At 74.1% G+C, this 21,045-nt stretch carries 21 protein-coding genes; 11 read left to right on the top strand and 10 right to left on the bottom strand.

What is annotated here, in order from left to right:
- Positions 1 to 10 precede the first annotated feature (10 nt).
- On the bottom strand, positions 11 to 712 hold the full coding sequence (locus A4R25_RS12365; RefSeq protein ID WP_064446789.1) for a hypothetical protein: 702 nt from the start codon (positions 710 to 712) through the stop codon (positions 11 to 13).
- Positions 709 to 3,237 carry an FtsK/SpoIIIE domain-containing protein gene (locus tag A4R25_RS12360; RefSeq protein WP_197494896.1) on the bottom strand — a complete coding sequence of 843 codons (2,529 nt, stop codon included), beginning with the start codon at positions 3,235 to 3,237 and terminating at the stop codon, positions 709 to 711. The genes A4R25_RS12365 and A4R25_RS12360 overlap by 4 nt, the downstream gene beginning before the upstream one ends.
- A 213-nt stretch (positions 3,238 to 3,450) precedes the next feature.
- Between A4R25_RS12360 and A4R25_RS12355 the strand changes: the two genes are divergently transcribed.
- A complete protein-coding gene (locus A4R25_RS12355) occupies positions 3,451 to 4,008 on the top strand; it encodes a hypothetical protein (RefSeq protein ID WP_043327889.1) in 558 nt (185 codons plus the stop codon).
- A 5-nt stretch (positions 4,009 to 4,013) separates the two neighbouring features.
- Here the strand turns inward: A4R25_RS12355 and A4R25_RS12350 are convergent, their stop codons facing one another.
- The 7 genes from A4R25_RS12350 to A4R25_RS12320 are packed head-to-tail and all read right to left on the bottom strand — an operon-like array spanning position 4,014 to position 12,410.
- Positions 4,014 to 4,613 carry a hypothetical protein gene (locus A4R25_RS12350; RefSeq protein ID WP_064446787.1) on the bottom strand — a complete coding sequence of 200 codons (600 nt, stop codon included), beginning with the start codon at positions 4,611 to 4,613 and terminating at the stop codon, positions 4,014 to 4,016.
- Positions 4,614 to 4,623: 10 nt separating this feature from the next.
- On the bottom strand, positions 4,624 to 5,799 hold the full coding sequence (locus A4R25_RS12345) for a M23 family metallopeptidase (RefSeq protein WP_064446786.1): 1,176 nt from the start codon (positions 5,797 to 5,799) through the stop codon (positions 4,624 to 4,626).
- Complete coding sequence (locus A4R25_RS12340; protein WP_064446785.1) at positions 5,796 to 6,356, bottom strand: hypothetical protein; 561 nt, start codon at positions 6,354 to 6,356, stop codon at positions 5,796 to 5,798. The genes A4R25_RS12345 and A4R25_RS12340 overlap by 4 nt, the downstream gene beginning before the upstream one ends.
- Positions 6,353 to 8,290 (bottom strand): hypothetical protein, encoded by a 1,938-nt coding sequence (locus A4R25_RS12335; RefSeq protein WP_064446784.1) that lies wholly within the window; start codon positions 8,288 to 8,290, stop codon positions 6,353 to 6,355. The genes A4R25_RS12340 and A4R25_RS12335 overlap by 4 nt, the downstream gene beginning before the upstream one ends.
- 1 nt (position 8,291) lies before the next feature.
- On the bottom strand, positions 8,292 to 11,669 hold the full coding sequence (locus tag A4R25_RS12330; RefSeq protein WP_064446783.1) for an ATP-binding protein: 3,378 nt from the start codon (positions 11,667 to 11,669) through the stop codon (positions 8,292 to 8,294).
- Between the two features lie 49 nt (positions 11,670 to 11,718).
- A complete protein-coding gene (locus tag A4R25_RS12325) occupies positions 11,719 to 12,081 on the bottom strand; it encodes a hypothetical protein (protein ID WP_013288977.1) in 363 nt (120 codons plus the stop codon).
- A gap of 14 nt (positions 12,082 to 12,095) precedes the next feature.
- Positions 12,096 to 12,410: a hypothetical protein gene (locus A4R25_RS12320; RefSeq protein WP_043327895.1), complete on the bottom strand. Its 315-nt coding sequence runs from the start codon at positions 12,408 to 12,410 to the stop codon at positions 12,096 to 12,098.
- A 359-nt stretch (positions 12,411 to 12,769) separates the two neighbouring features.
- Here A4R25_RS12320 and folP point away from each other — a divergent pair, with 359 nt between their 5' ends.
- The 7 genes from folP (at position 12,770) to A4R25_RS12285 (ending at position 17,448) form a co-directional block, all read left to right on the top strand.
- Complete coding sequence (gene folP, locus A4R25_RS12315; RefSeq protein ID WP_231915503.1) at positions 12,770 to 13,708, top strand: dihydropteroate synthase; 939 nt, start codon at positions 12,770 to 12,772, stop codon at positions 13,706 to 13,708.
- Complete coding sequence (folB, locus tag A4R25_RS12310; RefSeq protein ID WP_043327897.1) at positions 13,705 to 14,064, top strand: dihydroneopterin aldolase; 360 nt, start codon at positions 13,705 to 13,707, stop codon at positions 14,062 to 14,064. The genes folP and folB overlap by 4 nt, the downstream gene beginning before the upstream one ends.
- Positions 14,061 to 14,588, top strand: coding sequence for a 2-amino-4-hydroxy-6-hydroxymethyldihydropteridine diphosphokinase (folK, locus tag A4R25_RS12305; RefSeq protein ID WP_064446781.1), 528 nt, complete (start codon positions 14,061 to 14,063; stop codon positions 14,586 to 14,588). Before folB ends, folK begins: the two co-directional genes overlap by 4 nt.
- An 85-nt stretch (positions 14,589 to 14,673) precedes the next feature.
- Positions 14,674 to 15,162 (top strand): DUF3180 domain-containing protein, encoded by a 489-nt coding sequence (locus tag A4R25_RS12300; RefSeq protein WP_104114026.1) that lies wholly within the window; start codon positions 14,674 to 14,676, stop codon positions 15,160 to 15,162.
- 115 nt (positions 15,163 to 15,277) lie between these two features.
- On the top strand, positions 15,278 to 16,510 hold the full coding sequence (locus tag A4R25_RS12295) for an ABC transporter permease (protein WP_043327900.1): 1,233 nt from the start codon (positions 15,278 to 15,280) through the stop codon (positions 16,508 to 16,510).
- Positions 16,511 to 16,570: 60 nt separating this feature from the next.
- Complete coding sequence (locus A4R25_RS12290; RefSeq protein WP_030502043.1) at positions 16,571 to 16,873, top strand: hypothetical protein; 303 nt, start codon at positions 16,571 to 16,573, stop codon at positions 16,871 to 16,873.
- 83 nt (positions 16,874 to 16,956) lie between these two features.
- Entirely contained in the window at positions 16,957 to 17,448 is a 492-nt protein-coding gene (locus A4R25_RS12285; protein WP_064446780.1) for a hypothetical protein, read from the top strand.
- A gap of 2 nt (positions 17,449 to 17,450) precedes the next feature.
- Here A4R25_RS12285 and A4R25_RS12280 read toward each other — a convergent pair whose 3' ends face one another.
- Positions 17,451 to 18,443 carry an ABC transporter ATP-binding protein gene (locus A4R25_RS12280; protein ID WP_064446779.1) on the bottom strand — a complete coding sequence of 331 codons (993 nt, stop codon included), beginning with the start codon at positions 18,441 to 18,443 and terminating at the stop codon, positions 17,451 to 17,453.
- A gap of 2 nt (positions 18,444 to 18,445) precedes the next feature.
- Between A4R25_RS12280 and A4R25_RS12275 the strand changes: the two genes are divergently transcribed.
- The 3 genes from A4R25_RS12275 (at position 18,446) to A4R25_RS12265 (ending at position 21,011) form a co-directional block, all read left to right on the top strand.
- The gene (locus A4R25_RS12275) at positions 18,446 to 19,135 is read left to right on the top strand and encodes an ABC transporter permease (protein ID WP_064446778.1); all 690 of its coding nucleotides are present in this window, start codon (positions 18,446 to 18,448) and stop codon (positions 19,133 to 19,135) included.
- Entirely contained in the window at positions 19,132 to 19,854 is a 723-nt protein-coding gene (locus tag A4R25_RS12270) for an ABC transporter permease (RefSeq protein WP_052165690.1), read from the top strand. Before A4R25_RS12275 ends, A4R25_RS12270 begins: the two co-directional genes overlap by 4 nt.
- Positions 19,855 to 20,006: 152 nt before the next feature.
- Positions 20,007 to 21,011 carry a glycine betaine ABC transporter substrate-binding protein gene (locus A4R25_RS12265; RefSeq protein WP_043327905.1) on the top strand — a complete coding sequence of 335 codons (1,005 nt, stop codon included), beginning with the start codon at positions 20,007 to 20,009 and terminating at the stop codon, positions 21,009 to 21,011.
- Positions 21,012 to 21,045 lie beyond the last annotated feature (34 nt).

Below are 21,045 nucleotides of genomic sequence, written 5' to 3'. Positions count from 1 at the left end.
GCGGCCGTCGTCAGCTCGGCAGCATGGCCAGCAGCAGGCCGGCGGCGGTGAGCACGGCCGGGATCAGGCAGACCAGGGCCCCGAACCGGGGCGTGCGGTCCACCCGGTCGGTCGGACGCGGGCGGAAGAGCCGCCCCACAGCGAGCCAGCCCAGCATGAACGCGACGGCCGGCAGCGGCAGCCCCACCAGCAGCGCCAGCACCGTCACCGCCCCCGGCCCGGCCACCGCGTACAGCACGAGTTGCAGCAGCGGCACCACGAGCGCCAGCGGCCCGTACACCAGCAGGTTGCGCGGCCGGGACGGCCACCGCGCCAGCCGGGGCAGGCCCCGCGCGGCTAGCGTGTCGTCCGCCGCGTCCGCCCAGCCCCCGGCGGCGCGCAACGCCGCCAGCACCGCCGACGGCCCACCCGCCATCGACCGGGCCGCCTCGGTCACCTCCGGCGGCGTCGGTACCAGCGACAACGCCGGTACGCCCAGCTCACGCAGCCGGGACTGCTGCGACGCCAGCCGTTCGCGTACCGCTGTCAACTCCTCGCGGGCCGCCGCCACCGACCGCGCCTGCTCCCCGGCGGCGGTGGCCGCCGCCCGGCGTACGCCGTCGAGCGCCCGTGCGGCCGCGACGTACTCCGTCCAGGCCGACTCGGCGGGTTCCGCCACTGTTGTCGGTCCGCCGTTGCGGGGCCCGGGCACGGTCGTGCCGGTCTCGCTCATGCCGACCCCTCCCCGGCGCCGAACGGTACAAAAACGATGCCCTGCTCGTCCGGGCCGTCCCAGAGCATCGCGCGACCCGGCCGGGGCCGCCACCAGACCGGACGGTCGAAGAGCTGCTCCAGCCGCCCGCCCGGCACGTCGGTGACCGCCACGGCGGTGAGCTTGTCCAACTCACCCTCCGGGCCGAGCAGCCCGGCCAGCGGCGCCGGCGTCCGCCACCAGCCGAGCAGGTGCCGCCCGGCCGGCGGGCCCTCCAGCAGCAGCGACCGCAGCAACTCCGGCGGCAACTCGGTGGCGTCCGGCACGTCCACCCCGAACACCACCAGGTAGCCGGGCTCGTCCGACGCCATCGCGGTCCGCAGCCCGGCCGCGTCGACGGTCTCCACCCGATGCCGCCCGGCCAGTTCGGCGGCCAGCACCCCGGCCGGCTCGGCCGACCCGTTCGCCAGCGGCGCCAGCACGAACCGGGCCGCGCCCGGATGCGCCGCCGCCGCGCTGCGGACCGCCGTCACCAACAGCCGCTCGGCCTCCTCGTCCCGGCCCAGGACGGCCAGGTTGCGCCCGGCGCCCGGCCCGAGCGGCACCGTCACTGTGGAGCGCCGCACGTCCACCCCCCGGCCCAGCAGGGCGGCGGGAGCGTGGGCCCGGCCGGCCAGCGCGGCCCGGTGCCGCGGGTCGTTGGCGAGCAGCGGGCGGGCGTACCCGGCGAACACCACCGGCGGCGTCGCCGACTCGCCCCGCGCCTCCCAGAGGCGTCGCCGCAGGCCGGCCAGGACCTCCGGATCCTCGTACGGGTCCGGGAAGCGGATCATCCGCTCATGCCCGCGGGTCGCGCCGCGCGGACCGCCCAGACCGCCCGCCGTGTTCACCACCGCGCTGCCCACCGGCAGCCCGGCCGCCGAGTCGTTCGCCGGCTCCAGCACCGCCGAGCCGCCGGGCAGTGCCACCCGCACCGGGAACTGGCCGAGCAGCGGATCCCGCGGGCCGCCGATGCCCAGGTCACCCTCGCCCGCGAGGACCAGGTGGATGCCGTACGACCGGCCGGCGCGGGCCAGCGCGTCCAGCCGGGCCAGCAGGTCGGCGGCGAGCCGGTCCCGCTCGCGCAGCACCAGCGGGAAGTTGTCGATCACGCAGACGATCCGGGGCAACGGCTGGTGCTGCCGCAGCTCGGCGTAGCGCTGCCCGCCGGCCCGCCGGGACGCCTCTTCGCGGCGGCGCAACTCCGCCTCCAGCTCGCCGAACAGGTCGGCCACGTACTCCCGGTCGGCCGCCATCCCGGCGGCGCGCACCTGCGGCACCCAGGAACGGTCCCGCTCGGTCTGCAGGAACTCCACGAAGGACTCGCCGTCGGCCAGGTCGGCCAGGTAGAGCGCCAGCTCGTCCGGGCCGTACCGGGCGGCGAGCCCGAACAGCGCGTCGGTCAGGAACGCCGACCGGCCGGCCTGGCCCCGGCCACTGACCAGCCAGTGCGGGGTCAGCTCGGTGAAGCCGAGGCTGACCGGGCGCCCGGCGGCATCACCCACGGTGGTGCTCAACCCGTCCGCCGAGCCGTCGGTCCAGAAACCGTCCGCCGGGAGCAGGTCACCCAGCGAGAGGCGGGAGCCGTCCTCGATCTGCCGGACCAGCCGCGCGCACACAGCGGCGACCAGTTCGGCGGGCGGGTCGTCGTCCAGGAACACCGGCGAGTTCAGCCCGCCCGGCGGCTCCGCGCCGGGACTGCTGAACCCGGCGCCGGGCGGGTCGCCGACGAGCGCGTACGCGGTGCGGACCGTGATCGCCGTGGCGCGCGGCAGCGGACCGCCGTCCGGCCAGCCGGCGACCACCAGATGCAGCCCGGCCCGCGGCCCGCCCTCGGCCAGGCCGGCGAGCCGGTCCAGGTCGGCAGTGGTAGTACCCTCCGGCAGCGCGGCCACCACGAGCAGCAGCGTCCGGTCGTGCGCCCGCTGCCGGGCCGTGCCGGCGGCCACCCACTGCTCCGCCTCGGCCAGCACCGCGCGCATCCCCGCGAGGTCGGTGGCGGGCGGGGGCAGCAGGCCGGCGTCGGCGAGCGGCGCGTACCCGGCGAAGGTGTCACCGGAACCGCCGTCCACCACGCGAGCCAGTAGCGCTCCCGCCGGCGTCGTCGCGAACACGCGCAGCAGCAGCGCGCGGAGCAGCCCCGCCACCCGAGGGTCCGAGGCGTCGGCGTCGAGGCTCACGTGACCGCTGCCGAACAGGGGCGCGAGCGCGGGGAACCGGGCGTCGTCGAGCGGCGCGGCGGTGCCCATCCGGACCAGTGGCGGCGGGCCGTCACCGGGTGGCGTCGCCGCGGTCAGCGTCTCCAGCGGACCGCCGGCCCAGCCCGGCGCGGCCAGTTCAGCAGCCGCGCGCAGACGCTCGGCCAGCTCGTACTGCCGGTGATGGTCGGCCGGCGCGGGCCGGATCTCGTCGAGGATGCCCGCCGCCGCCGTCGCGGCGGCCTCGGCCCGGCGGTGCAGCGCGGCGGCCCGGCCGGCGCGCGCCTTCGGAGTCGCCACCGCGTCCACCTCTCTTCCCGAGGCCGACATGTCCTCCCCGAGGTGTGACGGTAACCCAGCCGGGGGCCGTCCACCGGGATGTCGGTCGGCGCGGTGAGCTGGTCGGCGGTGAGCAGCCTCACCCCGCCGCCGGGCGGCCTCCGCCCGGCGGTTCGCCACGATCCGCCGGTTCCAGGCATTGGGTACGCGACGCGCAGCCGATAGCCTCAGGAGGTGGAATCAGTGCAGCCCCCCGCCGGTTCCCAGGTGTCCCGAGTACCGGCGCAGCGGACCCCGCCGGAGCAGTTGGCGCCTCCCGCGCCCGCTCCCGCGCCGGTACGCCCCAAGCGGTCGCTGCGGACGGTCGTCGGCGTCGTCGCGGGGGTGCTGGCGCTGCTGTGCACGGGTGGAGCGGTGGCCGGATTCGTGCTGTACGACCGCGCGACAGCGCCGGACCAAGGCTCTCCCGAGGTTGTCGTCGCGAGCTACATCCAGTACCTGGTCGACCAACGCAATGACGTGAAGGCCTCGGAGTTCGAGTGCCGAAACGACACCGACCTTGACGATCTGCGATCGCTCCGCGATGACCTCGTCGCACGGGAGCAGCGGTTCAACACGACGATCTCTGTCAGCTGGGAGAACCTCAGCGTTGAGCAGACGGGGGACAAGGCTCAGGTGCGGGTGGACCTGGTGATCTCAGCGGTTGTGGATGAGATCCGCCAAAGCGATCGCCAGACTTGGGTTTTCGAGACAAGGCGCCAAGGCGGCTGGGGCGTGTGCTCAGCGCAACGCGGCGCCTGATCCAGCTACTCCAGCCAGAGCACGTGCACCGGTATCTCCAGCGTGGTCGGTGCCTGGCCGCGCCAGGCCCACCGGTACCACTCCAGTTCCGGCGTGACCCGGACGCAGATGTCGCCGTCCGCCCCGGAGTAGGTCTCGGTGACGGCGCGCAGGTCACGCCGTTCCACGCCGTTGTCCACGTGCACCACGCGCCGGCCGGTCACCGCGTCGGCCTCGAACACCGGGGTGGGCGGCCGGCGGTTCGGGGCGTCCAGCGAGACCAGCCGGATTCCCGAGGGGGCTGGTGCGGTCGGCGGGGGTCGCTCGCCGATCGTCTCCACCCAGACCCGTTCCACGGGCACCAGCGGGGCGAACACCTCCACCTGCTCGGATTCGGCCCGGTACCACTCGTGCTCGGGGATGACCGGCACGTAGGTGCGGCTGCCTTGCACCACGCGCTCGTCAGCCCGCAGGTCCCCGCGCCAGCCGAGGCCGGGAAGGCCGACGAGTACCCGCCGGCCGCGCAGCTCGGTTCCGCTCGTGGCGGGCACCGTCTCGACCGGCCGGGGCGGCAGCGGTGCCCAGTCCGGCCGGTCGGCGAACGGGTCGGGCAGGGGGTTGCTCATCCGCCCGGCCTCACTCGGTCTCGCCGAGGGGCGCGCCCCGCTTGCGCATGAAGGGCACCGGGTTATCCGCGCCGTTGCTGGACCGGTCGCCGTTCCTGTGCACCTCGAAGTGCAGGTGCGGGCCGGACGAGTTGCCGCTGCTGCCGGAGAGCCCGATGACCTCGCCCGCCGCGACCGACTGACCCGGCACCACCCGGGGACGCTCGACCATGTGGCAGTAGCGGGTGATGAACCCGCCGGCGTGCAGGATGTCCACGAACCATCCGCATCCGCCCTTGTTCGGCCAGCCGTCCCGGTCGCAGTCCTTCCGCCCGGCGCTGTCGGGATCGCAACGGGCCACCAGCACCCGGCCCGCCGAGGCGGCGTGGATCGGCGTGCCCTTCGAGGCAGCCAGGTCCACGCCGTGGTGGCTGGGACGGGCGGTGGTCCGGAAGCCGGAGACCACGCCGCCGGGCAGCGGCGCGGTCCAGCCGGAGGCGGCGATCCGGTCTCCGGCCGCCGCGTCGCACACGGCCTTGCCGGCGATCTCCACGGTCCGGGCGGCGCCGCCGGCCAGCGCGTCGACGATGCGTCCGGCCAGTTCCTCGTGTTTGGCGTAGGCATCGGGGTAGGCGCTCACCTGGACCTGCTGGGCCACGACGGTGAGCGGGCGCTGCTGCCAGTTCGGCACCTTCACCATCTTCTGGTAGAACTTCCGGGCCGTGTACGAGGGCGTCATCCGCTGCTCGACGCTGCCCCACCCGGGCCGCTGCTGGAACAGGCCGAGCGAGTCGTGGTCGGCGCCGACCCCTTCGTGCGGCAGCGCCAGCGACGCCGGGACCGTGCTGTTCGCCAGGTTGCGCAGCGCTGATTCCTGCATCGCGGTGGCCAGCGCGATCACCCAGCCGCGCGCGGGGAGCTTCATGTCCTGGCCGACCTTGATGATGACCGCGGCGTTGCGCAGCTGCCGCTCGCCGTACTCGGCGAAGCGCGGCATGTCGCCGGTCAGGTTCACCTGGTAGGTGGGATCGCAGTTCAGGGCCGCGAGCTTCGGGTCGTCCTCGTCGCCGCCGAGTTCGGTGAGAAGGAAGGCGCCGGCGCCGCCGACGCAGCAGAGCAGGGCGAGCACGCTCGTGACGGCGGTGGCGACCACGCCCAGGCGCAGCTTCCGGCGGACCTGTCCGGCGACGGCCGAGCCGGCGGTCACGACCGCTCCCAGTCGACGGCGTCCACCAGCCAGGGGCCGTCCGGCGCGACGAGTTCGAGCCGGAGCGTGCCGTTGTCCAGCGGAACGAGCGCCTCCACGAACGACTCGGTGCGGGGCCGGAGAGTAGGCGCGCCTGTCGTCTTCCGTGCCGGCACTGTCTCCGGGTCGGCGTCTGTCATCTTCTCCGCCAGCGCGGGGGTGGAGAGCGGTCGAAGCCGGGCCTGCCAGGCGTCGCCGGTGCTGCCCGGGCCGCTCAGCCACGCGGTGGTGAACCGCCCGGCGACCTGCTCCGGCGTGGCCTCGCCCGGCCGCGTCTTCGGGGCGACAGCGGTCGGCGGGCTGGCCAGCACGCCGTCGTCACCGGCCTCCGGGTCCGCGGTGCTGATCGGCTGGCTGGGCCGGCCGGTCAGGCCGAGGCCCGAGTCGCCGGGCCCACCGACCAGGCGGGCCGCGCCGATCACACCGAAGACCAGCACGGCGATCACCAGGGCGATGCCGAGCCTCGACCGGAGGACCCGGGTGAAGAGGAACTCCAGCGCGCGCCGCACCGGACTCACCGGGCCTCGGAGCGGATGCGCGGCGCCGGCCGGGCCGGGGCGGTGCCGCGGCCCGCCGAGTCCGGCCGGTAGACGGCGTAGGACGGTGCCTCCTCCGGCACGTCCGGCTCGGTCCAGGTCGACGGCGCGCGCCGGGGTCGGGGCGCACCGGCCGGACTCCCGCCCGGCCGTCCGCTCGCGGGCGCCCCCTCCGGCCGTTCCCGCCCGTCCGGCCGCTCCCGTTCGGCCGGTGTGGCGCTGTGCGCCGGATCCTCGTGGCGGGCCTCCGGCCGGAGACTGCGCTGGTCGGCGGTGACGGTGCGGCGCTTGCCGATGGTCGGCTCGTTGGTGCCGCCGGGCTCGGCCACGTCCAGCCGCGCGGCGATCCGCATGTCCCGGAAGAACCGGCGGTGCCAGGAGCCGGCCGAGCTGACCGCCTCGCTGCTGTCCTTGCCACCGAGCTGGGTGATCCGGCGGTACGGCCGCAGCAGCAGCCAGCCGACCACGCCACAGAGCCAGACCAGCACCACCTGGAGCCAGCCGGGCAGCGTGGCGGTGTTCATGATCAGGTCGACGGCGAAGAGGTAGATGGCCGCGCCGGTGCCGAAGATGGCGATGTTGAAGACGGCGGCGACCACCGCGTTCGCCAGCCGCCGGAGGCCGGCGCTGGCCGGGCGCATCAGGCCGACCGTGCCGAGGATCGGCGCGGCGATCACCGCCCAGCGGAAGATCAGGAAGCCGAGCAGCACCAGCAGAGACGCGGTGAGGTCGAACATGGCGAACAGCACCGAGGCCAGCACCGCGATGAACCCGGCACCGATTCGATCCATGTCCCGCGTGCCCTGGAGGTACTCGTACGCCTCGGGGTCCTCGGTCTTGATCTGCTCGGCGACCTTGGCCCACTGCTGCTGCTTGGCCTTGATGACGACGTCGCGAGTGGCGGGCTTGGACCGGATAGCCTCCGCCTCGCCCCATGTCAGTGACTTGGCGTCGTACAGGGCCGGGCCGTACTTCTTCGCGGTCTCGCTGTCCGCCGAGCCGAGCACACCGCGCAGCCAGTTCCGGTAGAGCATTGTCTCGGTCGCCGTGTCGCTGGCGCGCACGGCGGGTGGTCGCTTGTCGACGCAGGCGCTCGGGTTCGGCAGCGCGCACTTGTCCGGCGGAACGGTCTTGGAGGAGGGGCCGACCGCGTCGTGCACCACGCCCAGTGTGGTGATCAGCGTGCTGTCGGCGATGTTCGCGGACTTGACCGGCCAGGCGGCCAGCGCGGTCACCGCCACCATCACCAGCAGCGCCCAGCCCGCAGTGGTCATCGCGTTGCTCATGTCCGACTGGCGGGACCGCCAGAGCAGGTAGAGGCCGACCACGCAGACCGTGATGATGCCGAAGACGCTGAACACCTTCTGGTAGACGGCCTTCGTGGCCTGCTCCACCAGCGGGTCGGCCCAGCTCCACATGGTGCGCGGATCCCAGGCGCGCTCCCGCAGCGCGTTGGACGCGCCGATCACCGCGTTGGCGAACATGAACTCGCCGTTGGCGACCATCGTGGTGAAGCGGTAGTCCGGATGCAGCACCGAGGAGGCGCAGCCCCCGTCGACGTCGTACGTGTTGTAGCTGTAGCCGGCGTACCCGTAGTCGCTGTAGAGGCCCTTCGGGCCGGGCTCCTTCGCCGAGTCGGGCCGGGACGCGAACCAGCCGGCCAGGCCCGAGTCCGGCGCGGCGGGCACCGGCGCGTTGCGGCACTCGACCTGGTCCTCGCTGACCGCCTTGAGGCGGCCGACGCAGGCGCGGAAGTCGGCCTGCCACTCCTTGGTGCTGCACAACTCGGCTCGCGCCTGGGTGACCGGCGCGGCGGCGTACGCGGGTGTGGCCGCACCGATCACCGGCCAGGAGATCGTGGCCCCGGCGAGTACGCCGAGCGCGAGGAGGAGCGCCGCGATCCGTGCCCTCGCCATGTCACGCCTCCAGGTCAGCCAGGACGGTCGGCAGTATCCCGGCGGCCTGGGCGACCGCGGCGGGGGTGGTGTCAAGGTGCTCCAGCAGCCCGTCGACGTACGACACGTCGACCCGGACCTTCTGCACGCGACCGTCGACGTCGCGCATGACGAACTCGCGGAAGCCGAGCCGGTTGGCCGACCCGCTGTCCGCCTGGGAGAGCGAGGCGAGTGTGGCCTCGTAACCGTCGTCCACGGGCACCCGCAGCAGGCGCAGCGCCTCGGAGGCGATCTCGCTGTCCTCGGCGATCCGGCCGACGAAGACGGTGGAGACGAGGTTCTGCACGTCGAGGCCGAGGATGTCCTTCGGGTTCTGCGAGGCGACGAGCGCGGCGAGGTTCCACTTGCGGGAGTCGCGGGCGAGCCGGACCAGGAACGACCGGCCGGAGCGCCAGCCCTCCATGAAGTGGGCCTCGTCGAGGCCGACCAGCTTCCGGGAGGACATCGACCCGCCGTAGCAGCGGCGTACGGCCAGCCGGTGCGCGGTGTGCAGCATCGGCAGCGCGAGCGCCTCCTCGGCCGACCAGTACTCCCGCTCGATCTTGAGGTCGGGGAGCCGCAGACCGGCCATGGTGATGACGGTGAGCGCGGCGTCGGCGCCGAGCAGCCCTTCCGGTGGCCGGCCGAAGAAGAGCATGGCCAGCGGCATCTCGGCGGTGTCGAGCAGCAGGTGGGCCAGCTCGCGCCCGGCGTCGTCGTCGAGCCCCTGGAGGCAGGTCACCACGTCGTCGAGCGTGGAGGTCTCCTCCGCGGGCACCTGGCGTACGGCGTGCCGGAACAGCGTGGCGGTGGACGCCTCCCGGGCCACCTGCGGCGGCACCAGCATCATGCAGATGTCCTGCACGAGCATCCGGCGCTCGGCGCGGGCGTTCGACACGGCGATCTCGAACTCGCGGTCACCGGCCGCCCCGGCGCCGAACTCGGTGCGCAGCGGCGTCGGGATCAGCGCGTACGGCGCCAGCGTGCCCTGCTCCGAGCCGGTCAGGTTGAGAACCCGGGAGTACGGGGCGAGTTCGGGCATGGCGCAGAGCCGGGCCAGCGGGCCGGACGGGTCGAGCAGCGTCACCTGCGCGCCACGGCGCGCTGCCAGGTAGCCGAGCGCGCCGAGCAGCGTCGACTTGCCACCACCGGGTTCGGCGACGAAGACGGCGAGGCCGGAGCGTTCGCGTACCTCCATCGGGAAGTGCAGGTCGAGGAAGACCGGACGGCGGCAGGTGCCGGCGGTACGCCCGATCAGGTCGCCGCGCCGGTCGCCGACTGTGGACGCTGCCTGCGGCAGCGCGGCGGCGAGCAGGTTGACCGGCATCCGCCGGACGTAGCCGGTGTTGGCGATCGGCTCGCCGGGGATGAACTCGCGGGCCAGCCAGTCCTGGTTCTTCGGGTGCTGGAGCGAGATCCGCAGCTCACGGGAGTAGAGCTGGATGAGCCGCCGGGCCCGCTCCAGGCACTCCTCCCGGGTCCGGCCGCCGACGGCGATGCGGTGCCAGCCGTGTGCCCGGGCCGAGTCGACGGGCAGGCCGGTGGTCATCTCGTCGCCGATCACCAGCGCGCGCTTGGCCAGGCGTTCCAGCTCGGGCGGCGCGTCGATGCCGTGCTCGGCGTAGTCGAGCTGCTGGGAGCGGATCATCCGCAGCCGGTGTTCGAGGTTCCGGAACGAGTCGTTGGGGCCGAGGATGTCGACCCGGGTGGACAGCTCCATCGGCCAGGGCAGCCGCTCGTGGAAGTGCAGCCAGGGCTCGTGCCGCTCGGGGATCTCCAGCGGCTCCATCCGGCCGACCGCGAGCACCGCGACGTGGCGTTCCTCGCCGGTCATCCGGTTGACCAGCTTCACCGTCGAGCCGTACGGGGTGCGGTAGCGCTCCACCTGCTCGGTGAGGGCCAGCAGGTCGCCGCGTTCCCACCGGCCGTTGGTGATCGGGGACAGGACGCCGGGCGGCGCCATGCACAGCGCCACCGACCGGTAGAGCAGCCATTCCAGTTCGGGCGCGGTGACCCGCCGCCCGCGCATGCCGAACGCGCCGAGGACCTCGTCGAACTGCTCGACGGTACGGCTCAGCCGGCGCCGCTCGCCGTCGGCGGTGCCCCGGCCGAACGTGCGGAGCAGTCGTTCGGTGAGCGAGTCGCCGAGCGACCGGCGGGCGAACGTGACGCCGAGGTAGGTCTGGCCCTCGGCGTGGTTGACCGCCATCAGGTGCCGCTGGGCGGCGACCAGGTGGTCGGCCCAGCCGGTGGTGCCCGGTACGTCGGGCAGCGGGGCGGCGGTGTGCGCGTCGATGGTGCGGGCCCACTCGTCGGCCGGGAAGGGCCGGGTGGTGCGGCGCAGGTGCAGCCGGAACCCGGCGAGTCCGGCGTACTGCTCGGAGATCGCCGAGAGCAGTGCCTCGCGTTCGGCGTCGGGCCGGAACGCCCACCGCACCTCGGGCAGCCAGTACCAGGCGGTGACGGTGTTGGGGGTGAAGGTGAGGTGGCCGGCGATCTCGGTGATGGCCAGCTCGACCGACGGGTCCCGGTCACCGAACTTGATCTTCGGGGCGCGGACCCGGACCGGCTTGGTCGGCCGGTTGCGGCGTTCCGGCGTGCGCTGCCGGGGCGGCGCGACCTCGCGGTGCGCCGGACGGCCGACCTCCCGCGACGGCGCGGCGCCGGTCGCGAGCGGTTCCGCCGGCGCGAGATCCGGTTCCCGGTACTCGGCGGGCGCGGGTCCGGGCGCGGCGATCTGCGGGGGCGGTGGGAGTGCCGGCTCCGGCTCGGTCGGGGGCCGGAGCGCGGGCAGCCGGTCACCGGCCTGCTGCGGCACCCGGCTCCGGGACGGCGGGGGCGAGGCGAGCGCGGCCGGCGGGTCGGGCAGGGCCGGCTCGGCCGGCAGCGGTGCGGCGCGTGCGGGCTCGGGACGGGGGCGTCCGACCGCGCGTACCCCAGGGGTCTGCTCGCGGGCCGGGGGTTCCGGCTCGGCCCGCGGCGCGGGCTCGACCGGCGCGGCGTGCTGGTGCGGGATCGGCAGGGGCTCACGGCCGACGCCGCGGCGGGGCGGCGCCACCACCGGCTCGACCGGCGGGGGCGGGGTGGGGGCGGGTCGCCGGACCCGGGGCTGCGCGCCGCCGAAGAGGTCGAGGAAGGGCGAGTCGATGTCGCCGTCGGGGCGTACCGGCTCGCGGGGCGTGATCGGTCGCGGCGGTTGGAAGACACCGACCCGGCTGTGTCCCGGGCTGGTGACGAGCGCGCCGTCCAGGACGACCTCGTCCAGATCCTCGTCCGGTGGGTAGTCGAACGATCGCTGACGGTTACCATTCGGCCCGGCCGGACGCCCGGCCGGGGAACCCGGCGTGGAAGAGCGACTCATGCGACCGCCTCACCCGCGTCGTTCGTCTGCACGGTTGTCGTACGCCCGGTCATGCCAGTTCCTCCCGGATCCTGATCCGGCTCGCGACGAGCCGCGGATCCCGCTGCTCGGTGGCCGGTTCCCGGGTGCGTCGCCAGTCGGTCAGCGCGGTCCGGATCACCATGCGCGCGGGCCGGTCCGGGTCGACGTACCGGAAGATGAACGAGGTCGTCACGATCGCCAGCGAGATCTCCCAGGCGGGGAAGAGCTCGACCTGGAGCGTGAACAGCCAGTGGATGAACATGTAGAGGGGTACGAGCAGCATGAACAGGCCGTACTGGGCGTACGGCAGGTGAACGGGAAGGGTGTACCCGGGCGGCCCCAGGTAGACGAGGCGTGCCCGGTAGATGTCGTCGTCGGTGCGCAGCCGCATCGTCGCCCAGCGTCCTACTCGAAGATCAGGTTGATCAGGTAGTCGCCGACGAAGAAGAGTGTGGCGGCGCCGGCGATGAAGGCCAGGCCGATGATGGCGATGGCCGAGCTGGTCAGCACCTTGGAGATCTCACCCCGGCTGGCCCGGCCGATGAAGATCACCCCGAGGACGGCGAGCAGGATCGGTGCGATCTTGCTGGCGAAGAAGGTGACGACGTTGTCGGTGTCGATGCCCTTCGGAGCCGGCTCGGCGAGTGGAGTCGACGCCAGGGTGTGGAGCGCGTGGTCGACGGCGCTCGACGCCGCTGCCATGAGCTCGATGGCGATCACTGGAAACCTCCCCAAGGTCGCGGCCGGCGGTGCCGCGTTGGTGCAAGTAGGCAAGCCTGGCGGGATGGTGCTCGGCGGACACGGAAGTGGTCAACGCTGTGTCCGTGACCCACCACGCTGGGTGGTGAGTTTTGGGCGGATTCTTCCCGCTTCGGCCCTCCCTCCAGGCTTCGCCATCTCGATGCTGGGCAATTCCAAAGCGTACGGCCCGGCCACCTTTGCGACAAGCCGCGAAGAGTCGACCGTGAATCGCCCGGAAGACCGATCGTACACCTGTTCCAATCCGCATGTCAGGGCTGCTGCGTCGGCGGCTCGCCCGGTCGCCGGAAGCCCCGCCCGCGAGCGGTACTGTCGGCTCCGTGACCGATCTGGTACGGGCGGAGACCCCGGTGGTGATGGGCGTCCTGAACGTCACGCCCGACTCCTTCTCCGACGGCGGCAGATACGCCGATCTGGACGCGGCAGTCGCACACGGGGTGCGACTTCGCGCCGACGGCGCCGACCTGATCGACGTGGGCGGCGAGTCCACCCGGCCCGGCGCCGAGCGGGTCGACGCGGAGACGGAGACCGCCCGGGTGCTGCCGGTGGTCCGTGAGCTGAGCGCCGCCGGCATCGTCGTCAGCATCGACACCAGCCGGGCCCGGGTCGCCGAGGCGGTCCTCGCCGCCGGCGCGTACCTGGTGAACGACGTCTCCGGCGGCCTCGCCGACCCGGACATGGCCCGGGTGGTCCGCGACGCCGGCTGTCCGTGGGTGCTCATGCACTGGCGGGGACACTCGCGGGAGATGCGCGAGCTGGCCACGTACACCGACGTGGTGACCGAGGTCCGGGACGAGCTGAGCCGGCGGGTCGACGCCGCGCTCGCCGCCGGGGTGGCCGCCGACCGGATCGTCGTCGACCCGGGTCTGGGCTTCGCGAAGACCGCCGCGCACAACTGGGCGCTCAGCGCCCGCCTGCCCGAGCTGGTCGACCTGGGCTTTCCGGTGCTCTTCGGGGCCAGCCGCAAGTCCTACCTGGGCCGGTTGCTCGCCGACGCGGCGGGCGAGCCGCGGCCCACCGCCGGGCGGGAGGCCGCGACCGTCGCGACGAGCGTGCTCGCCGTCGCGGCCGGCGCCTGGGGGGTACGCGTGCACGACGTCCGCGGCACCGCCGACGCGCTCGCCGTCTGGCAGGCCACCGGCAGCCCGCGGCTCGTCACCGCGACCGGCAGGCGGCCCGCGACCGCGCCGCCGACCGAAGCGGTCACCCGCAGCCGCCAGGCGGAAGCGGCCACCGGCGCGAGTGGAGGCGACAGGTGACCGACCGGATCGAGCTGACCGGCCTGCGCGCGCACGGCCGGCACGGCGTCTACGACTTCGAGCGCGCCCAGGGGCAGGAGTTCGTGGTCGACGCGGTGCTCGAACTGGACCTGGGCCCGGCCGCCCGCTCCGACGAGGTGACCGACACCGTGCACTACGGGGAACTCGCCGAACGGCTGGTCGCGGTGATCACCGGCGAACCGGTGAACCTCATCGAGACACTCGCCGACCGGCTGCTCGCGGTCTGCCTGGCCGAGCCGCTGGTCGCCGCGGCGACGGTGACCGTGCACAAGCCGGAGGCACCGATCCCGCACGCCTTCCGGGACGTCGCCGTCACGATGAGGCGTACCCGGTGACCCGGGCCGTGCTGTCGATCGGCAGCAACCTGGGCGACCGCCTCGGCCACCTGCGCGGCGCGGTGGCCGCGCTCGGCGACCGGGTCCTGCTGGTCTCCGGTGTCTACGAGACTCCACCGTGGGGGGACGCGGACCAGCCCGCGTACCTGAACGCGGTGGTGATGGTCGCGGACCCGGCGGCGACGCCGGAGGACTGGCTGGCCCGCGCCCGGGCCGCGGAGGCGGCGGCCGGGCGGGCCCGCGACCCGGAGCGGCGGTACGGGCCGCGCACGCTCGACGTGGACGTGATCGCGGTCTGGGACGACGGCGGCCAGCCGGTGCTCCGCGACGACCCCGAGCTGACGGTGCCGCATCCCCGGGCCCACCTGCGCGCGTTCGTGCTGCGCCCGTGGATCGACGTCGAGCCGCACGGCCGGCTGCCCGGGCACGGCTGGCTGACCGATCTGCTCAACGCCGAGCCGCTGGCCGGTGACGCCCTGGAACTGAGCCCACGACCCGATCTGACGCTAGAGTCGGACACATGACCCGCAGGAGCGTGGCCCGGCAGTGGCGAGCTGAGGAGGCGCGGTGAGCACCGACCGCTCCCCGCAGGGGCCCGACCGCTTCCGGATGGGGCCGACCCGGGCCTCCACGCTCGTGGTGGCCGGCCTGGCCGCCGCCGCGGTGGCCTGGCTGCTGATCAGCGGCTTCTACTACGACTTCGCGCCCGACCTGCCCTGGCTGCCGGTGATCACGCTGGCCGGCCTGGCCGTGCTGGAGGGCTACGCGGCGGTGAACACCCGCAGCCGGATCGAGCGGCGGCCCGGCCGCGAGCCGGTGAACCCACTGCTGGTCGCCCGGTTCGTGGTGCTGGCCAAGGCGTCCGCGCTGGCCGGTGCCATCTTCGCCGGCTTCTACGCCGGCCTGACCGGCTGGCTCTTCGTGGAACGGACCAATGCCGCCCAGGGCGACCGGCCCGCCGCGCTCGGCGGTCTGATCGCGTCGCTCGCGCTCGTCGCCGCCGCGCTCTGGCTGGAACGCTCCTGCCGGGTGCCGGAGCAGGAGGACGACGAGGACCGCGAGCCGGGCGACCGCGAGACGCCGCGCGGGCGTCTCTGATCCGGGGTTCCCCACACCCCGGCCCGGCGGTACCGTCCCTGGCGACCGGAGAGCGACGGCCGCCACGGTCCGCCCGCCCGTGGGCCGGACGCGGCCACCTGGGAGGCGCGGGTCTATGGCGTACGACGACGCGGGTCGGACAGCGCCGCCGGAGACATCGTCCGGCGTGCCCGCCGCCGTACTGGAGCACGTCTTCGACGACCCGGCGCACGGCGAGCCCGGCCGGGACCGCATCGCGGTGCACGTGCTCTGGGAGTTCGTGCTGCTCGCCGCGCTGGTGGCGGTGACCTGGCTGCTCTGGCGGGAGAACGCGGACGCGTTGCGCGGCGGCTCCCTGAAGACGCTGCTCGTCGACGTGGCCGCGCTCGGCCTGCTCACCCTGGCCGCGGGCCTGAGCCTGCGGGCCGGCGCGGTGAACCTGGCGGTCGGCCCGGTCGCGCTGGCCGCCGCGCTGCACTTCGCCGAGCAGGGTGACCGCGGCATGCGGGAGGCGCTGCTGCCGGCGCTCGCGGTGGCGGCGGCGGCCGGGCTGGCGCTCGCGCTGGCCGTGGTGGTGCTGCACGTGCCCGGCTGGGCGGCGAGCCTGGCCGGGGCGGCCGGCGTGATCGTCTATCTGGAGCGCCGGAGCGTGCCGGTCGCGGTGCAGAGTGACTACGACCCGCGCCGCAACGCGCTGTACCTCTTCGTGGGCTTCGCCGCGGTGGCCGTCCTCGGTGGCCTGTTCGCCGCGATGATGCCGGTGCGCCGGCTGATCGGCCGGTTCCGGCCGGTCGCCGACCCGGCCCGGCGGCGCGGCGCGGTGGCCGCCACGGTGACCGCGCTGGCGCTGGTCGCGTCCACCGTGCTGGCGGCGCTCGGCGGCGTGCTGATCGCCGCGAACGGGGACGGCGCCGTCGCCCCCGGCACCGGCCTGGACTGGACCGTGCTGGCGGTCGGAACGGTGATGCTCGGCGGCACCAGCGCGTACGGCCGTCGCGGCGGCATCTTCGGCACCCTGCTCGCGGTATGCCTGGTGGTGGTGTTCCTGGCCTGGACCGTGCCGCAGGGCTGGTCGGTCGGCCGGTGGGCGCTGGGCGGCGCCACGCTCGGCGCGGGGCTGCTCGTCACCCGGCTGGTGGAGACGTTCGGCCGGCCCCGCCCGGCGCCGCCGGCGACTGTGGGACCGGTTCCGGTCCGCCCGCTGCGGGACGGCGCGACGAGCGGCGGTTGGGGGATGACCCCGGCGCCCGAGCCGGCCGACACCTGGCCGTCGGTGCTGCCGGTACGCCAGAACGACACCCCGGTGGAGGCGTGGGAGGCCCCGCGCTGGGAGAGCGAGCCCCGGCGCTGGGACGCCGACGAACGCTGACCCGACCGTGGCCGTGCGTCCGGCGCGCCGGAGCTGATCTCGCCGGTTAGGCTCGGCGGCATGAGCGAGACTCCTGCCCCCGGCGGCCGCACCTTCGACGAGCTCGACAAGCTCTCCACCGAGGAGTTGCGCGAGCAGGCGTTCAACCTGGCCCGCGAGCGTCGCGACGTGGGCTTCTTCTGGTCGGTCCTGCGGCACCTGCCCAACGCCGACGAGGCCGCCGCGCTGGACGGCGCGCCGAACTCGATCGGCCCGACCATCGACGAGGCGAACGCGCTCTGGCGCGAGCTGACCGGGCACGGCTACGAGGAGTCCGCGCCGTTGCTGCGCGCCGCCTTCATCGACTACCTGATGAAGCACTGACGTCGATGACGACCCGCCGGCCGGCGACGGCCGGACGGTTGCGCAGGTTTGCCCGGCGCGACCGGCCGGGAACTGACCGTCGCATGGCTCTGAGCAACCGCCCCCGCGCCGTCTCCCGGTACGGCACGGCCGCCGGCACCGGCACCCTCGCCGCGTTCCTGCTGGTCGCCGTCGGCGGCAGTCCGATGTACGTGGACTGGGCGCAGCGCGCCACCGACCCGACCGGGGCGGGCGGCTGGTTCCTGCGGCTGCTGGCCTGGCCGTCCTGGCGGTGGCACGCCGACGAGGGCGTGTTCGCCACCAACCTGCGCGCGATCCTGCTGATCGTGCTGGCCGCTGCGCTGCTCTACCTGCTGCCCGGCCCGCAGGTCGACCGGGTGGCGTCCTCAGGCAGCCAGTTCCTCTCCGGCTGGGGCGCGTACGTGCTCGCCGCCGGGCTCAGCGCCCTGCTCGCCACGCTCCTCGGCCCGCACGGCTCGCTGTTCGCCGCGTTCCAGTCCGCCAGCACCGGCGTCACGTACGGCTTCTTCGCCGGCTGGATCGTCGGGCTGGCCAGCCTGGGCGGCCGGGCCTGAGCTCAGTCCACAGCGCCCAGCGCCAGCACCCGGGTACGGGCGAGCAGGCCCACCGCCTGGCCCTCCTCGGTCACCACGGCGTGCTCCGCGCCGGAGGTGAGCAGCGCGCCGAGCGCGTCGTACGCCGAGTCGCCGAGCGCCACAGTGGGCAGGCCGGCGCCCCCGTCGGCCGGGAGCGGGTCGAGGACCGCGCGGGTCACCGGGGTCACCGCGAGGCGCCGGATGCCCCGGTCGGCGCCGACGAACTCGCGGACGAAGTCCGAAGCGGGTGACCCGAGCAGCGCGGCGGGCGTGTCGTACTGCTCCAGCCGGCCGCCCTCGGAGAGCACCGCGATCCGGTCGCCGAGCCGGACCGCCTCGTCGAGATCGTGCGTGACCAGCACGATCGTCTTGCGTACCTCGGCCTGCAGGCGCAGGAACTCCTCCTGCAGGCGGGTCCGGACGATCGGGTCCACCGCGGAGAACGGCTCGTCCATCAGCAGCACCACCGGGTCGGCGGCGAGCGCCCGGGCCACCCCGACCCGCTGCCGCTGCCCGCCGGACAGCTCGTGCGGGTACCGCCGGCCGAACTGGGCCGGGTCGAGGCCGACCAGCTCCAGCAACTCGCCGACGCGGGCGCGGGTGCGCTGCTTCGGCCAGCCCAGCAGTCCCGGCACTGTCGCCACGTTCGCCGCGACGGTCTGGTGCGGGAAGAGGCCGACGTTCTGGATGACGTACCCGATGCGGCGGCGCAGCGCCACCGGGTCGACCCGGGTGACGTCGTCGTCGCCGAGCAGGATCCGCCCGCCGGTCGGCTCGATCAGCCGGTTGATCATCCGTAGCACCGTCGACTTGCCGCAGCCGGACGGGCCGATCAGGACCACCAGCTCACCGGCGCCGACCTGCAGGCTCAGCTCGCGTACCGCCTCGGTGCCGTCCGGGTAGCGCTTGCGGATGCGTTCCAGCGTGATCGACGCCGCGCCGTGTCCGGCAGCGTCCCCCGGGGTACCGTCCACCTGTGTCCCTCCACCTGAGCTACCGGGCCGACCCGGGTAATCCGTGGTTCTCCTGGCAGTACGTGCGGGACAACTCTGACACGATCCTGGCCGCGCTGCGTGAGCACACCTGGCTGACCGCCCGGGCCGTGGTGATCGCCGCGCTGGTGGCGCTGCCGCTCGCGGTGCTCGCGTACTGGTTCCGGTCGTTGTCGGCCTCCATCCTTGCGCTGACCGGGGTGCTCTACACCGTCCCGTCGCTGGCGCTGTTCGCCTTCCTCGCGCCCTACCTGGGCATCGGCGCGATCACCGTGCTCACCGTGGTGGCGCTGTACGCGCTGCTGGTCATCGTGCGCAACGCGCTGGCCGGGCTGAACCAGGTGCCGCCGGAGGTGCGGGAGGCCGCCGAGGGCATGGGGTACGGCCGGTGGGGACGGCTGTTCCGGATCGAGCTGCCGCTGGCGCTGCCCGGCGTCCTCACCGGCGTACGGCTGGCGACGGTGTCGACTGTCGCGCTGGTCACGGTGGGTGTGGTGGTCGGCCGGGGCGGGCTCGGCCAGCTCATCTTCGCCGGCTTCCAGAACAACTTCTACAAGGCCCAGATCATGACCGGCACGGTGCTGTGCGTGCTGCTGGCGCTGGTGCTGGACCTGGTGCTGGCCGGCGTGGGCCGCCTGCTCACCCCGTGGCTGCGCGGGAGGTCCGCCCGGTGAACCCCGTCGAGCAGGCGGTCGTCTGGCTGAACGACCCGCTGAACTGGACCAATCCCGGCGGCGTGCTGGACCGCCTCGGCGAGCACCTGAGCATGTCCGCCCTGGCGGTGCTGCTCGGATGCCTGGTGGCCTGGCCGATCGGCCTCTGGCTCGGGCACAGCGGCCGGGGCGGCGGGCTGGTGCTGCTGGTCTCCAACGTCACGCTGGCGATCCCGACCCTGGCCCTGCTGACCATCCTCCCGCTGACCTTCCTCGGCTTCGGCCGGCCGGCGGTGGTGGTGGCGCTCGCGGTCTTCGCGGTGCCGCCGCTGCTGGCGAACGCGTACACCGGGGTGCGGCAGGCCGACCCGGAGGCGCGGGACGCGGCACATGGGATGGGGCTGTCCGGCGGGCAGGTGCTGCGCCGGGTGGAGCTGCCGCTTGCCGTGCCCTACCTGGCGGCCGGTTTCCGTACCGCGGCCGTGCAGGTGGTGGCCACCGCCGCGCTGGCCTCGTTCGTCAACGGCGGCGGGCTGGGCCAGATCATCCGGGCCGGCTTCGGGCTCGACATCGCCGCCGGCGGCGGCCAGATCATCGCCGGCGGGGTGCTGGTCGCCGGGCTGGCGCTGCTCGTCGAGGGGCTGCTCGCGATCGTGGAGCGGCTCGTCACGCCGCGTCCGCTGCGCCCGGTCCGCCGCCGGGCGAACCGCCGCGCGACGGCTGCGACGACCGGAAGTTGAGCCGCCGGTGACGATCGGGTGACGAAAACCGCTCCGAGTTTGTCGGTCGGGTCCGGAGGATATTGGCTGGAGTCGCGGGTGGCCGTCCGGTTCGCCCGTCGGACACGCGGCCGGCCCGACGGGTCGCGCCGGGACACGGAAGGCGGGCACTCATGCGTGCGCGTACACGACTGGTCGCGGGGGCGTTCGGCGCACTCACCGCGGCCGCTCTCCTCACCGGCTGCGGCGACGCCGGCTCGTCCGGCACCGACGCGCCCGAGCAGGGCGCCTCGGGGGCCGGCTGTGCCCCGGTGGCGGGCGACCAGCTCGTCGTCCTGACCGACGACAAGAAGCTCCAGAACACCGACAACGTCATTCCCGCGATCAACGCGAAGGCGGCCACGCCGCAGCTCGTCGCCGCGCTGGACAAGGTCTCCGCGAAGCTCGACACCCCGAAGCTGATCCAGCTCAACCGGGCGGTCGACGTCGACCGCAAGACGCCCCAGGCGGCGGCGAAGGAGTTCGCGTCCGCCAACGGCGTGACCGACGGGATCGAGAAGGGCCCGGGCGGCCAGATCACCGTCGGCGCCGGCAACTTCAGCGAGAGCCAGACCATCGCCGAGCTCTACAAGATCGCGCTGGAGGCGGCCGGCTACCAGGTCAAGGTGCAGACGATCGGCAACCGGGAGCTGTACGGCCCGGCCCTGGAGAAGGGGCAGATCCAGGTCGTCCCGGAGTACGCCGCCACCATGGCGGAGTTCCTCAACACCAAGGCCAACGGCAAGGACGCCCAGCCCGTCTCCTCACCGGAGCTGGACAAGACGGTCGCCGCGCTGAAGACCGAGGGCGACAAGGCCGGCCTGGTGTTCGGCCAGCCGTCCCAGGCGCAGGACCAGAACGCGTTCGCGGTGACCAAGGCGTTCGCCGACAAGTACGGCGTGTCCACGCTCTCCGAGCTGGCCGCGAAGTGCTCCGGGCAGGCCACCGTGCTCGCCGGTCCGCCGGAGTGCCCGCAGCGGCCGAAGTGCCAGGCCGGTCTGGTCGAGGTCTACGACTTCAAGGCGGGCTCGTTCAGTTCGCTGGACGCGGGCGGCCCGCAGACCAAGAACGCGCTGAAGACCGGCGCCGCGAGCGTCGGCCTGGTCTTCTCCTCCGACGCCGCGCTGGCCACGAGCTGACGCGCCGCGGCCGGCCGGCGCCACGCGCGCCGGC

It is taken from the genome of Micromonospora sp. NBRC 110037, assembly GCF_001652995.1.
GTDB classification, from domain to species: Bacteria; Actinomycetota; Actinomycetes; order Mycobacteriales; family Micromonosporaceae; genus Micromonospora; species Micromonospora chalcea.
The sequence above is the reverse complement of the archived record's forward strand: the minus strand, read 5'-3'. Positions and strand labels throughout refer to the sequence as shown.

Excerpts from the sequence above, each read along its gene's own strand:
- A4R25_RS12285 (WP_064446780.1), top strand. The coding sequence starts at position 16,957 with ATGGCTCTGAGCAACCGCCCCCGCGCCGTCTCCCGGTACGGCACGGCC.
- A4R25_RS12330 (WP_064446783.1), bottom strand. The coding sequence starts at position 11,669 with ATGAGTCGCTCTTCCACGCCGGGTTCCCCGGCCGGGCGTCCGGCCGGG.
- A4R25_RS12365 (WP_064446789.1), bottom strand. The coding sequence starts at position 712 with ATGAGCGAGACCGGCACGACCGTGCCCGGGCCCCGCAACGGCGGACCG.
- A4R25_RS12265 (WP_043327905.1), top strand. The coding sequence starts at position 20,007 with ATGCGTGCGCGTACACGACTGGTCGCGGGGGCGTTCGGCGCACTCACC.
- A4R25_RS12300 (WP_104114026.1), top strand. The coding sequence starts at position 14,674 with ATGGGGCCGACCCGGGCCTCCACGCTCGTGGTGGCCGGCCTGGCCGCC.
- A4R25_RS12295 (WP_043327900.1), top strand. The coding sequence starts at position 15,278 with ATGGCGTACGACGACGCGGGTCGGACAGCGCCGCCGGAGACATCGTCC.
- A4R25_RS12290 (WP_030502043.1), top strand. The coding sequence starts at position 16,571 with ATGAGCGAGACTCCTGCCCCCGGCGGCCGCACCTTCGACGAGCTCGAC.
- A4R25_RS12335 (WP_064446784.1), bottom strand. The coding sequence starts at position 8,290 with ATGGCGAGGGCACGGATCGCGGCGCTCCTCCTCGCGCTCGGCGTACTC.
- A4R25_RS12325 (WP_013288977.1), bottom strand. The coding sequence starts at position 12,081 with ATGCGGCTGCGCACCGACGACGACATCTACCGGGCACGCCTCGTCTAC.
- A4R25_RS12350 (WP_064446787.1), bottom strand. The coding sequence starts at position 4,613 with ATGAGCAACCCCCTGCCCGACCCGTTCGCCGACCGGCCGGACTGGGCA.